Raw genomic sequence first — 14,778 nt, 5'->3', positions numbered from 1 at the left:
ACCAGTCAATCAAGCTGTCTTATTCGCCCGTGATTGTCCAATTGGAGGAGGATGCCTCGCCCAGAGCACGACAGCGATACATGCACCAACAGTTGCTCATGGTGTCCATCTGGGAATCCCGCTAGATCCTGGTGAATCCAGGACAATCCCCACGCTGTGCCTTGCTCGGGTCACACCAACATAGAACTTGGCTTGTGTGTCCGGTGCCATGCTTTTTTGCGATTTGACGAAGTCGCCGATGCCTGAAGTCGGGAAAATAAGAACACGATTGAAGGTCAGTCCTTTCACCTCCCCGAAGTTCTTCGCTGGTAGGCCAAGGGTCGGGGTTTTTGCCCAGTACCTAAGTGCTCGCACGTCGTGGGTTGCTGCATAGGCGGCCACATCATCTGGGTGAACGATGAAGATTCCGTCATGGTCTGTGACTATTTGTTGGCGCGATTCTGTTGGGCTGAAGCCCCGGCCTTCGTATATGAAGTCTCCGTAAGCGCATATTTTCTGATTGCAACGATAGCTGTGGGCTAGGGCCCGGCTGGGCAAGAAAGAGGGGGATGCGCGGGTGGGATTACATCGCTGCGCCACAGCAGCTGTCTTGATGGGGGTTGCGCTCACGCTAGCGGCCTGTGAGCGCCCATTCACACGTGATGACGCTCGCGCAGTCCCGCACTCCGCCATTCAGGTCGGCGAGTACCGAGACAAGGACTGGGAGTACGTCGATGAGGACGGCGCGACTCAAAAGCTCAAACGGTGCGAAGACAACAGCGTCTGGAATACCGCCTACCGCTGTACTTCTCCTGATGGCACCGTTGAACTCACCTTCAATCAAGGTAAGCGCGGGATGTCGAACGTCATTCTCCACACCGATGACGAGGATGTGTCGCTCGACTGCATCAACGACGGATCCGGGGGCCAGCTAAGGTTCTGCATGCCGATTTCGATCACGCCGGGGTCGCCCAAGACGCCCGCCAGCTAAATCCCGCACCACACTCCGTGTGACGCCGACACACGTGCGTGGGAGCAGCATCACCGTGCAAGAGATCAATGACCCCTGCCTGTGAACCCTGGTGACCCGGAGCCGCCAAACCACCTTCGACCGGGCGACCTTCAGCGGCGAAAACACCTCGTTCAACGGGGCGGACTTCAGCGGTGAAATCCCCTTCGAAGAGGCGGACTTCGGCAAGGCGGGGTTAGTTTTGAGCGTCCGAGGGTGTGGAACCCAGCCCCTATCTTCGACTGGGTTTTGAAGACCGGGGGGGGCAACTCTAAAGCCAGCAAATGTGGAGCCGCAGAATTGGCCGCCCGTCGAACGAACAGGTCGCCCCGACAGGCAGGACACATTGATTGGCCCCTAACCGTGATCCTCGGCGACGTCCTAGAGCAAGTGCAGACGAGTGTTGACATTCCGTGCAGACGACTTCGCAAAGTGACACACGTTCCGGGCGATTGCTGGCCAGGCCATGTACGTAAGGCCCGCACGATCAAATGCACGATGATGGGGGATTACTGCAACCATGTTTGTTATGACTGGAATGAAGATCGGCTATGCCCGCGTCTCGACAAACGACCAGGACCTTACCGCCCAACGCAATGCCGTCCTTGCTTTGGGTGTAGAGGACGCCCAGATCTTCGTCGATCACGGACTTACCGGAGTGAATCGGGTACGCCCCGGACTCCGTGAGGCTAGGACTCATGGCGGAGCGCCGAGAAGCGGCACTTCCGCTACCTGCACCAGCTCATCATTTGGGGCTACACGGCCAGCGCCGTGGAGCAGATCATCATGAACAAGCACACCATCGACACCAAGTATCCGGACAGTGAGCCGGGCGGCTGATCCCCCAATGCGGCCGCCCGGGTCACTCACCCCAGCAGGACCCGGAACCTCCCGGAGGTCGGGCGGTCCGCCGCCCAAGGCGAACCACAGCAGCCACTCACCAGCGACGGACCGCCATTTAACCGCGACAACGGGACCGGCGGACTTTCCAACCGCGGGACCAGGAACAGCGAGGTTCCCGGGCCGTGGCAGCACCACAAACCCATTAGCTAAGCTGAACCACATATTTCCTTTGCCCAAGGGAACATCAGGAAGGGCCGGCGCCCAGCGGCGCCGGCCCTTCCGCCTTTAAGAGGATCTGCACCCGGGCCGGTCTCCCCGCTTCGTCGCCCCGCTAGACGCCGGATTCTTCCAACTCATGCGGAACCGGCAGTCGACTCAGCCATTCCCTGGCGTCATCCACGGACGTGAAGTATCCGTGCGGGCACTCCTGCTCCCGCAGCAATGCCGCGGCCATCACCCGGTCGACCCCCGTGGCGCCGACCAGGGCGACGGCGGAAACAAACCGCATCCCCAACAGCGTCTCTCTCGCCCCGGGACTCATGCACACGTCCACGACCTCGACCAGCATAGGCTGAAGGCTGGCTCCGGACACGCCCTGGACGGCGGCGATGACCGCGTCAGAGTCGGCTGCGGACACCGCAGAGCCCGGAATCCACCTCAGGTGCAATGTGCCTCCGCGTCCACGCTCAAGGTCGCGTTTGTGCAGGTCAGAGCGATTTCCAGCATATTTTTCCCCTAATCCTCCGATGAGGGTAGCGGAACCCGCGGCATAAAAGTGATTTATCGAACAATCTTTTGGCCGGGACCCCAAGCGAGAGAACAAGAGACCTTCCCGTGCAGGCACAGTCACGCCGGCCAGACCTCCACCACGGCGCCACCAAACCACAGCGCCGGCGCCCGCAACCGGGACCTCGTGCGGGCGGGAATTCAGGTAGTAAAGCAGATGCGTCCGAGAACGCATCTCGATCCAGAGGAGTTCCCGATGTGGAATCCCCAGGGAAGCGGACTCACCTCTGGTGTTGAGTGCTTGAATGGGGGGCATGGTGGATCGAAGCGTACTGGTCTCCGGCGGCGGGATTGCCGGCTCGACCGCCGCGTACTGGCTGGCGAAGGCCGGTTGGTCGGTCACGATTGTGGAACGAGCGGCCGACACACGATCTAGCGGCAACCCTGTCGACGTACGCGGAGGAGCGGTCGCAATTGCACGGCAAATGGGCATCTGGCGGCGCCTGGAGGAGGCAGCCACCGGTGTCGAACGCCTGGTCTTCGTCGACGCCGACGGGCGGCCACAGGCCACGATCCGCACGCGCCAACGCGTCGACCGCCACCAGGAGGTCGAGGTCGCGCGCAATGAACTCGTCGGCCTGTTGCTCGAGAAGGCCCGGGAGAACAGCCTCATCATCCGGGACGACTCGATCACAGCCCTGCACCAAGACGGCGGCGGAATCGACGTCGAGTTTCAGCGGACCCCTTCCCGTCGCTTCGACCTGGTCGTAGGAGCCGACGGACTCCACTCCACCGTTCGGCGCGTGGCCTTCGGCCCCGAAGAACGTTTTTCCCGCCAATTCGGCATGTTCGTGGGCACCGTGCCCGCCCCTGTGCCGATCGAGGATCCACTCACCGTGCTGCTGTACAACGAACCGGGAACCTCCTTGACCATCCATCCGGCGGGCGGAAAGCCCGGTTTCGCATTCATCTTCCGTGGGCAGCGCGATTTCGACCACCGCGACGCGGAACAAGGAAGACGCCTCGTCGAGTCCACCTACGCCGGCGGCAGATGGCTCACCACGCTCGCGCTCGAGGAATGGGGCGCGTCCAGCGATAGGTACTTCGACGCCGTCACCCGCGTGGACGTACCGCAGTGGAGTGCCGGTCGCGTGGTGCTGCTCGGTGACGCGGCGAGTTGCATCTCGCTGTTCGGTGAAGGCTCCAGCAGCGCGATCGTAGGTGCCAAGACCCTCGCCGACGCGATTGCCGCCCATCCGGGCGACCACACCGCTGCTTTCGGCGGCTATGAACACACGCACCGCAAACACGTCCGACCGCTACTACGGGGCGCCGGCATCGCATCGCGCCTCCTCGTACCCAAGACCCAATCGGGCATCACGATGCGCAATGCGGTGTTGAACGCGCTCCCCTTTCGGAACAAGCAGCGAACCGCAGATTCTCAGCGCTAAGTGGCGGATTTTTCGCAGGGCTAAATGTCACCTGGTGACCGTTGGCCGGTCCCCGTATGGGAACCAGGTCGCCTGACCTGCATCGTTGGTGCGTCGCTGAAACACCGTGCCGTCACCATCTACACCAAGCCCGCCGGATGCTTCGGCTGCACCAAGACCAGGCAGAAGTTCACCGACGCCGGCATCGCCTTCACCGGAGTGAACGTGACCACCAACCAGGCCGCCTTCGAGTACATCACCGAAGAGCTTGGCTACTCCCAGGTCCCGGTCGTTATCTGAGGAACACGCCGGACCTAAAGCGTTTTGGTGTCTTGTGATGAAATCCACGTAATTCATGTCCTCACGAGAGCGGACCCGCGTGGGGCGACGCGGTCTCCGGAGGATCCTGCGGCGCTCACCGTTGGGCGTCCTTCCCCCGATCATCGGGGTCAGGGCTGGAACCTGTAGCCGATACCGGCCTCGGTGAGGAGGTGGCGGGGGTTGCCGGGTTCTTGTTCGAGCTTGCGGCGAAGCTGTGCCATGTAGACGCGCAGGTAGTTGGCTTCCTTGGTGTAGGCGGAACCCCAGATTTCGGTGAGGAGCTGTTGCTGGGTGATGAGTTTCTCGGGGTTCCGGACCAGGAGTTCCAGGATGCCCCACTCCGTGGGGGTCAGGCGCACGTCCTGGCCGTTGCGGGTTACGCGTCTCATGGCCAGGTCGACGGTGAAGGAGGGTGTTGTGATGACGGGTGCTTCGTCGGCTTGGATGGTTCGGCGTTGGATTGCCCGCAGCCGGGCCAGGAGCTCGTCCAGTCCGAAGGGTTTGGTGACGTAGTCGTCGGCTCCGGCATCCAGTGCCGTGACTTTGTCGTTGGAGCCGTGCCGGGCGGAGAGGACCAGTACCGGGACGCTGCTCCATTGCCGGAGCCGGGTGATGACCGTGGTCCCGTCCATGTCGGGCAGGCCCAGGTCCAGGACTATGACGCCGAAGGGGTGCCGGGCTGCGGACCGGAGGGCAGACTCCCCGTCGGGTGCCGTCACGACGGTGTATCCGTGGGCGTGCAGGGTGATCTTGAGAGCTTTGAGGAGGTGGGGGTCGTCGTCGACCACGAGCACGTCGTTCACAGTGTGCCTTCCGTGCTGGGCAGGGGCCGGGTGTGGTGTCTTTGGAGGAGGGCTGACTGCGCCTCCAGGGGGGCCTGGCCGGCATCGCTGTCGAAGGCGGCACCGGCGGAGAGCGGCAACCGGATCACCATGGTCAGTCCGCCCCCTGGTGTCTCTTCCGCAGTGAGGGTTCCTCCCATGGCCTCGGTGAAGCCTTTGGCCACGGCCAGGCCGAGTCCGACGCCGGTGGCCTGGGGGACGTCATCGAGGCGCTGGAAAGGCTGGAACATCCGGATGACGCTGTCTGCGGGGACGCCCTGGCCGTGGTCGATGATGCGCAGTTCTCCGGCGGGGCACCCGTGGAGGGTTGCATGGCTGAGTCCGCCTGCCGCTCCGACGATGACCACGTCGGAGTCCGGCGCGTATTTGAGGGCGTTCTCGACGATGTTCGCGATGACGCGTTCGAGCATTCCGGCGTCGGCGTCGACTTCGGGCATGTTTCCCGGCAGGTCCACCCGCACCCTGTTTGACGGGGTTCCATGGAGGGCGGCGGGTATCACTTCGTACCAGCGCAGTGGTTTGATGAGCGGGTTGACCGAGTCGGAGGTGATCCGGGACATGTCCAGGAGGTTTCCCACCAATGCGTCGAGCCGGTCGGAGCATTCGTCGATGGTGGCGAGCAGTTCCTGTTCCTCTTCCGGGGTGTAGCGGATCTCGGGTTGCCTGAGGCCTCCGACAGCAAGTTTGATTCCGGCCAGCGGGGTGCGGAGGTCGTGGGAGACGGCACGCAGAATGGCGGTGCGCATGGTGTTGCTTTCGGCCAGGCGCACGACTTCACGGCGGCTGGCCACCAGTTGCTGGCGTTCCAGTTGTGCGGCCAAGTGCGCGCCGAACGCCCCTAGCAGCCGTCTGTCGCTGGCCGGCAGTGTCCGGCCGGAGAGGACGAGTCGGGTCGTCGGGTCGATTTGTTCGATGTTTTCCGTATCCTCCGGCACGGCGGGAGGGACTGCCCCGGCCTCTGCAACGAGCCGCCAGCCGGTGTTCCCCCTCGTTCCCGTTTCGGTGTTTCCGGTGGATGCGTAGAGGGCGGCGCCACTGACCTGGAAAACGTCCAGGGCTTGTTCCAGGAGTCCTTTTAGCGTGTCTTCGGCGATGGCGGCGCCGCGGGTGAGGTCTCCCAGGGTGGTGGCTTCGGCGCGGGCCCGGGCGGCTTCTTTGGACCGGCGGGCGGAGAGGTCGACGACGACGGCGACGGCGGCGGAGACGCCGAGGAAGACCAGGAGGGCGAGGAGGTTTTGTGGGTCGCTGATGGTCAGGGTGCCTACCGGGGGTGTGGAGAAGGAGTTGACCAGGAGGCTGCTCCACAGCGCGGCGAGGATGGCTGGCCAGAGGCCGCCGATGAGGGCGACAGCAACGGATCCGGTGAGCTGGACCAGTACCGCGGTGGCGACGTTCTGGTCCGGGTTCAGTGACAGCAGCATCTGCAGTAGCACGGGGAGCAGGACGGCCAGGACGAAGCCGGCGGTGACCCGGATGCGTCCGAGGTCCCGCTGCTGCCGTGGGCCGGCGCCGCGGCCGCCGAGCGGGTGGGAGACCATATGGACGTCGACGTCGCCGGAGTCGCGGACGACCCGGGTGCCGACGCCGCCGCCCAGCAGCGTGCCGAGCAGGCCGGCGAGCCTTTTGTGGCGGGAGATGCCGACGACGATCTGGGTCGCGTTGACGCTGCGGGCGAAGTCCAGCAGCGCGGCGGCCGGGTCCTCGCCGGTCACCACGTGGTAGCTGCCGCCCAGGTCCTGGATCAGCCGCCGCTGCCGTTCGAGCGCCTGCGGTGACTCCGCGGCCACGCCGTCGGCGGCGCGGACGTGCACCGCCAGCAGGTCCCCGCCGTTGACGCGGTTGAGGATTCGGGCCCCGCGGCGGATGAGGATCTCTCCTTCGGGGCTGCCGGTCAGTCCGATGACGATGCGTTCGCGGGTGGGCCAGCTGGCGTCGATGCCCTGTTCGGCGCGGTATTTGGCCAGGCCCTCGTCCACCCGGTCGGCCAGCCACAGCAGCGCAAGTTCGCGCAGCGCGGCGAGATTCCCAAGACGGAAATAGTTGGATAGGGCGGCGTCGATCTTGTCTGCGGCGTAGATCTTCCCATCACCAAGGCGTTGCCGGAGCAGCTCGGGGGAAATATCGACCAGATCGATCTGGTCGGCCCGGCGCACGATATCGTCGGGCACGGTCTCCGCCTGGTGGACGTCAGTGATGGCGCTCACCACGTCCCCCAGGGACGCCAGATGTTGGATGTTGACGGTGGAGAGGACATTGATGCCGGCGGTGAGGAGTTCGTCCACGTCCTGCCAGCGTTTCTCGTTGCGGCTGCCGGGGATGTTGGAGTGGGCGTATTCGTCTACAACCGCGGTTCCCGGCGCCCGGGCCAGGACCGCGTCAAGGTCCATCTCCTCAAACTCCGTACCCCGGTACGGCAGGTGCCTGGGCGGGATGACCTCGAGCCCCTCCAGGAGCGCCCGCGTCTCGCTGCGTCCGTGGTCCATGGCGAAAGCGACGACGACGTCCTCGCCGCGCTTGCCGAGCCGGTGGGCTTCTTCGAGCATCTCGTAGGTCTTGCCGACCCCCGGGGCGGCTCCCAGGAATATGCGCAATGTACCGCGTGTCATAGGGACAACCTCTCTGCCTGGACTATCACTCGGACGGTACAGCGGCGGCCAGATCAATATTCAGGGCCGTCACGTTGACCGATGGCTGGCCCAGAAAAGCCCCCAGGCCGCCGGTGGTGTGCCTGGTGACCAGGGACCTCACGGTGTCGGCGCTCAAATGCTGCGCCGCGGCGACGCGGGGAACCTGCAGGCGCGCATACGCCGGGGAGATGTCGGGGTCCAGTCCGGAACCGCTGGCGGTCACGGCGTCGGCAGGAACGGCCGCTTCCGGGACGTTTTCGGTCTTCGCGACGGCGGCCCGGTTCGCGGCGACGGCGTCGAGCAGTTTCGGATCGTTGGGTCCCAGGTTGGACGCCGAGGACGACGCCGGGTCCCACGTCACGGCCGAGGGCCGGGCGTGGAACCAGCGCGGGTCCTGGGTGCCGGAATCGTCGGCCGCGGCCTGGACGATCAGGGCAGACGCGGCCGGCGCGCCGGCACTGTCTTTGATGATGGAGCCGTTCGCCTGGTACGGGGCGATTAGCTGTCCGACGCCGAAGACGGCCAGGGGGTAGGCCGCGCCGAGGACCAGGGTGGCGAAGAACAGGAACCGCAGGGCGGTGCCGGCCTGGCGGAGGTAACCGGTGATGGTGTTCATGGGGTCGTTCCTAACCGATTCCGGGAATGAGGGAGATCATCAGGTCGATGATCTTGATGCCGATGAAGGGTGCGATCAGGCCGCCGAGTCCGTAGATCAGCAGGTTCCGGGCCAGCGCCTGGTTGGCGGAGACGGCACGGTATTTGACTCCGCGGAGCGCCAGCGGCACCAGGGCGATGATGATCAGGGCGTTGAAGATCACCGCGGAGAGGATGGCTGAGGACGGGGTGGCCAGGCCCATGATGTTGAGCAGTCCGAGCCCGGGGAAGGTGGCGGTGAAAAGGGCCGGGACGATGGCGAAGTACTTGGCGACGTCGTTGGCGACCGAGAAGGTGGTTAGGGCGCCGCGGGTGATGAGCAGCTGCTTGCCGATGCCGACGATGTTGATGAGTTTGGTGGGATCGGAGTCGAGGTCCACCATGTTCGCGGCGTCTTTGGCGGCCGGGGTGCCGGAGTTCATGGCGACGCCGACGTCTGCCGCGGCCAGGGCCGGCGCGTCATTCGTGCCGTCGCCGGTCATAGCCACGAGCCGGCCTGCGGCCTGTTCCTTTTTGATGACCCCGAGCTTGTCCTCCGGGGTTGCTTCGGCCAGGAAATCGTCGACCCCGGCTTCGGCGGCGATCGCCTTGGCGGTGATGGGGTTGTCCCCGGTGATCATGACGGTCCGGATTCCCATCTTCCGCAACTCGGCGAACCGGGCGTGCATGCCGGGTTTGACGACGTCGGCCAGGTGGATGGTCCCCAGGACGTCCGCGGAGCCATCCTTGCCCACCTGGGCCACCAGCAGGGGTGTGCCGCCCTGGGCCGAGATTTCCTTCACCCGGTGGTCGACTTCCGTCGGGGTATGGCCGCCGTACCCGGCGACGAAGGCGGAAACCGCGGAGGCGGCGCCCTTGCGGATCTGCCGGCCGTGAAGGTCCAGCCCGCTCATCCGGGTGCTGGCGCTGAAAGGGACGACGGCAAAAACGCCGGAGCTGCGTTCGAGCGTGGCCAGATTGGCCCCGGTCACCCCCTTGTCCACGGCGAGGTCCACGATGGAGCGTCCCTCGGGGGTTTCGTCGGCCAGGCTGCAGACCCGTGCGGCCTCGATGAATTCGGTCCTTTCCACCTGGCTGGCGGGGAAAAAGTTGACGGCACGGCGGTTGCCGTACGTGATGGTTCCGGTCTTGTCCAGCAGCAGCGTGGTGATGTCTCCGGCGGTTTCCACGGCCCGGCCGGAGGTGGCCAGCACGTTGTGCTGGACCAGGCGGTCCATGCCGGCGATCCCGATCGCCGGCACCAGCGCCCCAATAGTGGTCGGAATCAGGCAGACCAGCAGGGCGACCAGCACGATCGGGGACGGGGTCGCGCCGGCGAGGGCGGCGAACGGGGCCAGGGACATGGTGACGGCCAGGAACACGATGGTCAGGGACACCAGCAGCACGTGCAGGGCGATCTCGTTCGGGGTCTTCTGCCGCACGGCACCCTCGACCAGCTTGATCATCCGGTCGATAAACGTCTGTCCCGGTTCCGCGGTGATGCGGATGACGATCCGGTCAGAAAGGACCTTGGTGCCGCCGGTGACGGAGGACCGGTCGCCGCCGGATTCGCGGATCACCGGGGCTGATTCACCCGTGATGGTCGATTCGTCGACGCTCGCCAGGCCCTCGATGATTTCGCCGTCCGAGGGGATGACGTCCCCGGCCTCGCAGATCACCACGTCATTGAGCCGCAACTCCGTGCCCGGGACGTCACGGGTGGTCCCGTCAGGCTGGCGCAACTTGGCCTGGACGCCTTTGCGGCTCGCGCGGAGGCTGTCGGCCTGCGCTTTGCCGCGGCCTTCTGCGATGGATTCGGAAAGCGTGCCGAAGAGGACGGTGAGCCACAGCCAGGCGGTGACGGCGATACCGAACACCGACGGCCGGTACAGGCAGATCGCCGTGCACAGGCCGGCCCCGACCAGCACGGTGAACATGACCGGGGAATGGATCATCTGGGCCGGGGAGAGTTTCCTGACCGCGAGTGGCAGGGCGGCCGCGACGGACGCGAGCGTCAGTTTCGCCGGGGCCTTGGTGTGGTGTTTGTGCTCGCCGGGGGTGCCGAGGGGGTTGCCGTCGGCGTAGGTTTGGGCGGCGGTGTCCGTCTGGGACGGGGTCATTTAAGGAGTCCTTCTGCGAGGGGGCCGAGGGCAAGGGCCGGGAAGTAGCTCAGGGCGGTCATGATCACGGTGACGCCGAGCAGCAGGGAGCCGAACAGCGGGCCGTGGGTGGGCACGGTTCCGGCGGAGGCGGGGACCTTGCCCTGACGGGCGAGGGACCCGGCCAGGGCGAGGACCAGGACGATCGGGAGGAACCGGCCCAGCAGCATTCCGATACCGAGCATGGTCGAGAGGTAGGGGCCGGAGGTGGTGATGCCGCCGAACGCGGAGCCGTTGTTGTTGGCCCCTGAGGTGAAGGCGTAGAGCACTTCGCTGAACTGGTGGGCACCCGTGGCGGGGGCGTTGGCCATGATGTCCGGCAGCAGGACGGTGATTCCGGACAGGGCGAGCACCAGGGTCGGCGTGACCAGGATGTACATGGCGGCCAGCTTCATTTCCGTGGGTCCGATCTTCTTGCCCAGGTACTCCGGGGTGCGCCCGACCATCAGCCCGGCGATAAACACTGAGATGATGGACAGGATCAGCAGCCCGTACAGCCCGGAGCCGGTTCCGCCGGGGGCGACCTCGCCGAGCATCATGTTCACCATCGCCACTCCGCCGGCCAGCGGCGGCAGGGAGTCGTGGGCGACGTTCACGGCCCCGGTGGAGGTCAGCGTGGTGGTCGCGGCGAAGATCGCGCTCGGAGCGGCGCCGAAGCGCTGTTCGAAGCCCTCGCCCAGTCCGCCGGCGGCAGCGGTTGCCGTTCCCTGGCCGGCGGCGACCGCCCAGCCGGTGAGGGCGGTCGAGGCCAGCCAGAGCGTGCCCATGACGGCGGCGACCGTGTAGCCCTGCTTCTGGTCCCCGACCATCCGGCCGTAGGCGTAGGGCAGGGCGGAGGGGATGAGCAGGATGAGGAACACCTCGAACAGGCTGATGAGCGCGTTGGGGTTCTCGAACGGGTGGGCGGAGTTGGCGTTGAAGTAGCCGCCGCCGTTGGTGCCGAGGATCTTGATGGCTTCCTGGGAGGCCACCGGGCCGCCCGGAATGAGCTGCGAAACACCGGTGGCCTGGTTGGTGACCTCGGTGGACCAAAAGTTCTGCACCACCCCGCCGAGGACCATCACCAATGCGGCGACGAACGTCAGCGGCAGCAGGACCCGGAACGATGTCCGGGCCAGGTCCACCCAGAAGTTGCCCAGCCGCTGCGTCCTGGTGCGGGCAATGCCCCTGATGAGGGCAACGGCGACGACGATGCCCACGGCGGCGGAGAGGAAGTTTTGGACTGCCAGCAGGGTCATCTGCACAAAGATGCCCACCGTGGCCTCGGGGACGTAGGTCTGCCAGTTCGTGTTGGTCACGAACGAAATGGCCGTGTTCATGGCCACCCAGGGATCCACGCCGGGCAGGGATCTGCTGCCGGGCAGCACACCCTGCAGCCGCTGGAGGCCGAACACGGCCAGAATCGACACAGCCGAGAACGCCAGCACACTGCGCAGGTACACGGGCCAGGTCTGCTCGGTGCCGACGTCGACGCCGGCGAGCCGGTAGAAGAGACGCTCCGGTCGGGATGACGTCGTGCGCTCGAAAACCCGGGCCAGATAAATGCCCAGGGGCTTATGCACGGCCGCCAGAATGATGAGAAGCGCCGCCACCTGGACAGCAAAGGATGCGGGGTTGAAGGTCATGATCCGTTCACCACTTTTCCGGGTGGATCAGGACGGCCAGCAGGTACCCGAAGAGGCACAATCCGGCAATCAGCAGGACGAGCCACATGATCGCATCGGCGCTCATTTGCCGCCCGCCGCACGGTCGTCGGGGCCGCCGACCATCCCGGCCAGGACGTGGCCGATCCACATCACCAACCCCATCGCCACCAGGAGAGTTCCGATCACAGCCAGGTCGGCCATTGCAGGTTCCTTTCATTCGCGCCCCGTTTGCGGGGCTACTGAAAGTCAACTCCTCCCAAGAACGACAAGGCCGGTTCCTGACGGATTCTTAACGCCCGGAAGGCGGATCTTGACGCCGTCTTAACGTGCGCGGACGCCGGGCGGACTTTCGGCGCCGTCGCCCGTGTTCCGGACCTCCCGGCGTCCCGATTTCCAGGGATCCGTTCCCGAGGAACCGGTCGGGGCGGACGGCATCCAGCGGCCTCCCAAGGGCTGCCGGCAGGATCCGGGCGGGGCTCAGCCGACGTGGACCCAGGGGCGCCGTGTGACGTCGGGTTCGGCTTCCCGCAGTACCTCGCGGGTGACGGGAGCTATCTCGCCCTCGCCCAGGAACAGGAACCGCAGGAGGTTCACCACCGGGTTTCCCTCAGTCCAGCGGAAGTAGATGTGCGGCATCAGCCCGGTCACGTCCCTGATGTGGAGCAGCACCGAGGCAATGGTGTTCGGCACCACGGGTCCGTGCACCTCGAGGATCTGGTGCCCATGCCGGGTGACGCCGCGGACCTCCAGCGCCGTTTCAAAGTCGGAGGAATCGTCCACGATCACTTCCAGGAAGAGCGCCTGTTTGTCCAGTGGAAGGTGGCTGACTTCAATCGCGGAGGTCAGTTTGTCCCGGTAGGCCTCAGCGCTCAGCCGCAGGGGTTCGTGGGCGATCAGCGAGATGGGCCCCTCCAGGCTGGAAGACATGAATTCCAGCGCCTGACGGTCCAGATGGACATGGGTGGCATGGAGCTCAAAGGAACGCCGTATCCGCGAGAGCAGCGAGATCACGATGATGCCCAGGATGAAGAACGAGGCGATCCGGATGCCTTCAGGCCGCTCGAAGATGTTGGCGACCGTGGTGTAGATGAACACCACGGCGATGATGCCGAAGCCGACGGTGCGCTTGCGCTGCTGGCGGCGGCGGGCGGAGAGCGTCACAGCGACGGCGGCGGAGGTCATCAGGACCAGGACGCCGGTGGCGTAGGCGCCCCCCTGGGCGTCGACGTCGGCGTCGAACAGCCACGTGATCAGGAACCCGACGGCGGTGAACACCAGCACCAGCGGGCGCACGGCCCGGGCCCAGCCCGGGGCCATGCCGTAGCGGGGCAGGTAGCGTGGCACGAGGTTCAGCAGCCCGGCCATGGCGGAGGCGCCGGCGAACCAGAGGATGGCGATGGTGCTCAGGTCGTAGACCGTGCCAAAGCCGTTCCCGAGGTATTCGTGGGCCAGGTACGCCAGGGCGCGGCCGTTGGCCGGGCCGCCGGGCTCGAAGTCCTGCGCCGGGATCAGGACCACCGTGGTGAAGCTGGTCGTGATGAGGAAGGCGCTCATGATGACCGCGGCAGTTGTCAGCAGCCGGCGGGTCCCCTCGATCCGGCCGACCGGCTGGTCTTCGGTGTCACCGGGGCGCCCCTTGATCTGCGGCATCACGGCCACCCCGGTTTCGAAGCCGGACAGGCCCAGGGCCAGCTTAGGGAACACCAGCAGCGCGATCCCAACGACCATCAGCGGGCTCCCGTGCTGGGTGGTGAGGGCCAGCCACCAATCGCCCACGGCAACCGGGTGGGTGAACGCTTCGAATAGGGTCGTGATCACCACCACGACATTCAGGCCCAGGTAGATGCCGACGAGGACAACCGCGACGCCGATGGCCTCCTTGAAGCCGCGCAGGAACACGGCCCCGAGCAGGGCCAACAGGAACAGGGTCACCGCGACGTTCTGGCCCTGCATCCAGGCGGGGGCGAACGGGTTCTCGATCGCGTGGGCCGTGGCGTCGGCGGCGGACAGCGTCATGGTGATCATGAAGTCCGTCGCTGCGAAGCCCAGCAGAACCAGGACCAGGAGCTTGCCGCCCCAGCGCGGCATCAGCCGCTCCAGCATGGCGATGGAGCCCTCACCGCGGTGGCTTTCGCCGGCCACCCGGCGGTAGACCGGCAGCGCGCCCAGCAGGGTAACAGCCACCAGGACCAGGGTGGCCAGCGGGGAGATCACGCCCGCGGCCAGGGCAGCGATCGCGGGCTGGTAGCCCAGTGTGGAGAAATAATCGACGCCGGTCAGGCACATGACCTGCCACCACGGATGCTTTTTCAGATGGGAGTCGCTCACCGCGCCGGGGCCCTGATGGATTCCCTTGGCGTCCTGGAGGCCGAACAGCAGCCAGCTCCTGAAGTTCTCCCTGGGTCCCGGCCGCATCGCCGAATGATCCGCGGGCGGCCTGCTCATCGTGGTCATGTGTACCTCTCCGCCCGATGCCCGCCATCGTGCCCATTGCCACGTTAACACCGGCTCCGGGCGCCGTTCCCGGCCCGGGGAGGATCTTGATGGATCCTTAACACCGGGG

At 65.7% G+C, this 14,778-nt stretch carries 11 protein-coding genes and 1 pseudogene; 4 read left to right on the top strand and 8 right to left on the bottom strand.

The features are described 5' to 3' along the window. Positions 1-592: 592 nt before the first annotated feature. Both BLS42_RS12975 and BLS42_RS12970 read left to right on the top strand, forming a co-directional pair. A complete protein-coding gene (locus BLS42_RS12975; RefSeq protein ID WP_090581777.1) occupies positions 593-970 on the top strand; it encodes a hypothetical protein in 378 nt (125 codons plus the stop codon). Positions 971-1,517: 547 nt separating this feature from the next. Next, positions 1,518-1,679 (top strand): annotated as a pseudogene (locus BLS42_RS12970) (recombinase family protein); the annotation flags it as partial. Positions 1,680-2,162: 483 nt separating this feature from the next. On the opposite strand, the gene BLS42_RS12965 reads toward BLS42_RS12970, so the two are convergent. Next, positions 2,163-2,468, bottom strand: a complete 306-nt coding sequence (locus BLS42_RS12965; protein ID WP_090581775.1) for a hypothetical protein — start codon at positions 2,466-2,468, stop codon at positions 2,163-2,165. Positions 2,469-2,871: 403 nt separating this feature from the next. Here BLS42_RS12965 and BLS42_RS12960 point away from each other — a divergent pair, with 403 nt between their 5' ends. After that, positions 2,872-4,008, top strand: a complete 1,137-nt coding sequence (locus BLS42_RS12960; protein ID WP_090581773.1) for an FAD-dependent oxidoreductase — start codon at positions 2,872-2,874, stop codon at positions 4,006-4,008. A gap of 24 nt (positions 4,009-4,032) precedes the next feature. Then, the gene (locus BLS42_RS12955) at positions 4,033-4,287 is read left to right on the top strand and encodes a glutaredoxin family protein (protein WP_090581771.1); all 255 of its coding nucleotides are present in this window, start codon (positions 4,033-4,035) and stop codon (positions 4,285-4,287) included. A gap of 149 nt (positions 4,288-4,436) precedes the next feature. Here BLS42_RS12955 and BLS42_RS12950 read toward each other — a convergent pair whose 3' ends face one another. From BLS42_RS12950 to BLS42_RS12920, 7 genes are all read right to left on the bottom strand, one after another. Further along, positions 4,437-5,111 (bottom strand): response regulator, encoded by a 675-nt coding sequence (locus BLS42_RS12950; RefSeq protein WP_090581769.1) that lies wholly within the window; start codon positions 5,109-5,111, stop codon positions 4,437-4,439. After that, positions 5,108-7,756, bottom strand: coding sequence for a DUF4118 domain-containing protein (locus BLS42_RS12945; RefSeq protein WP_090581767.1), 2,649 nt, complete (start codon positions 7,754-7,756; stop codon positions 5,108-5,110). The genes BLS42_RS12950 and BLS42_RS12945 overlap by 4 nt, the downstream gene beginning before the upstream one ends. 25 nt (positions 7,757-7,781) lie before the next feature. Beyond that, a complete protein-coding gene (kdpC, locus tag BLS42_RS12940; RefSeq protein ID WP_090581765.1) occupies positions 7,782-8,393 on the bottom strand; it encodes a K(+)-transporting ATPase subunit C in 612 nt (203 codons plus the stop codon). Between the two features lie 10 nt (positions 8,394-8,403). Then, positions 8,404-10,530, bottom strand: a complete 2,127-nt coding sequence (kdpB, locus tag BLS42_RS12935) for a potassium-transporting ATPase subunit KdpB (protein ID WP_090581763.1) — start codon at positions 10,528-10,530, stop codon at positions 8,404-8,406. Then, positions 10,527-12,194 (bottom strand): potassium-transporting ATPase subunit KdpA, encoded by a 1,668-nt coding sequence (gene kdpA, locus BLS42_RS12930; protein ID WP_090581761.1) that lies wholly within the window; start codon positions 12,192-12,194, stop codon positions 10,527-10,529. Before kdpA ends, kdpB begins: the two co-directional genes overlap by 4 nt. A gap of 7 nt (positions 12,195-12,201) precedes the next feature. Then, positions 12,202-12,300, bottom strand: coding sequence for a potassium-transporting ATPase subunit F (locus tag BLS42_RS12925; RefSeq protein ID WP_084475820.1), 99 nt, complete (start codon positions 12,298-12,300; stop codon positions 12,202-12,204). Between the two features lie 392 nt (positions 12,301-12,692). Then, a complete protein-coding gene (locus BLS42_RS12920; RefSeq protein WP_090581760.1) occupies positions 12,693-14,669 on the bottom strand; it encodes an APC family permease in 1,977 nt (658 codons plus the stop codon). Positions 14,670-14,778: the final 109 nt, after the last annotated feature.

Source organism: Arthrobacter sp. ov407 (assembly GCF_900102895.1).
Taxonomy (GTDB): domain Bacteria; phylum Actinomycetota; class Actinomycetes; order Actinomycetales; family Micrococcaceae; genus Arthrobacter.
The sequence above is the reverse complement of the archived record's forward strand: the minus strand, read 5'-3'. Positions and strand labels throughout refer to the sequence as shown.

Excerpts from the sequence above, each read along its gene's own strand:
- BLS42_RS12920 (WP_090581760.1), bottom strand. The coding sequence starts at position 14,669 with ATGACCACGATGAGCAGGCCGCCCGCGGATCATTCGGCGATGCGGCCG.
- kdpA (WP_090581761.1), bottom strand. The coding sequence starts at position 12,194 with ATGACCTTCAACCCCGCATCCTTTGCTGTCCAGGTGGCGGCGCTTCTC.
- BLS42_RS12945 (WP_090581767.1), bottom strand. The coding sequence starts at position 7,756 with ATGACACGCGGTACATTGCGCATATTCCTGGGAGCCGCCCCGGGGGTC.
- BLS42_RS12975 (WP_090581777.1), top strand. The coding sequence starts at position 593 with ATGGGGGTTGCGCTCACGCTAGCGGCCTGTGAGCGCCCATTCACACGT.
- kdpB (WP_090581763.1), bottom strand. The coding sequence starts at position 10,530 with ATGACCCCGTCCCAGACGGACACCGCCGCCCAAACCTACGCCGACGGC.
- BLS42_RS12960 (WP_090581773.1), top strand. The coding sequence starts at position 2,872 with ATGGTGGATCGAAGCGTACTGGTCTCCGGCGGCGGGATTGCCGGCTCG.
- kdpC (WP_090581765.1), bottom strand. The coding sequence starts at position 8,393 with ATGAACACCATCACCGGTTACCTCCGCCAGGCCGGCACCGCCCTGCGG.
- BLS42_RS12955 (WP_090581771.1), top strand. The coding sequence starts at position 4,033 with ATGTCACCTGGTGACCGTTGGCCGGTCCCCGTATGGGAACCAGGTCGC.
- BLS42_RS12925 (WP_084475820.1), bottom strand. The coding sequence starts at position 12,300 with ATGAGCGCCGATGCGATCATGTGGCTCGTCCTGCTGATTGCCGGATTG.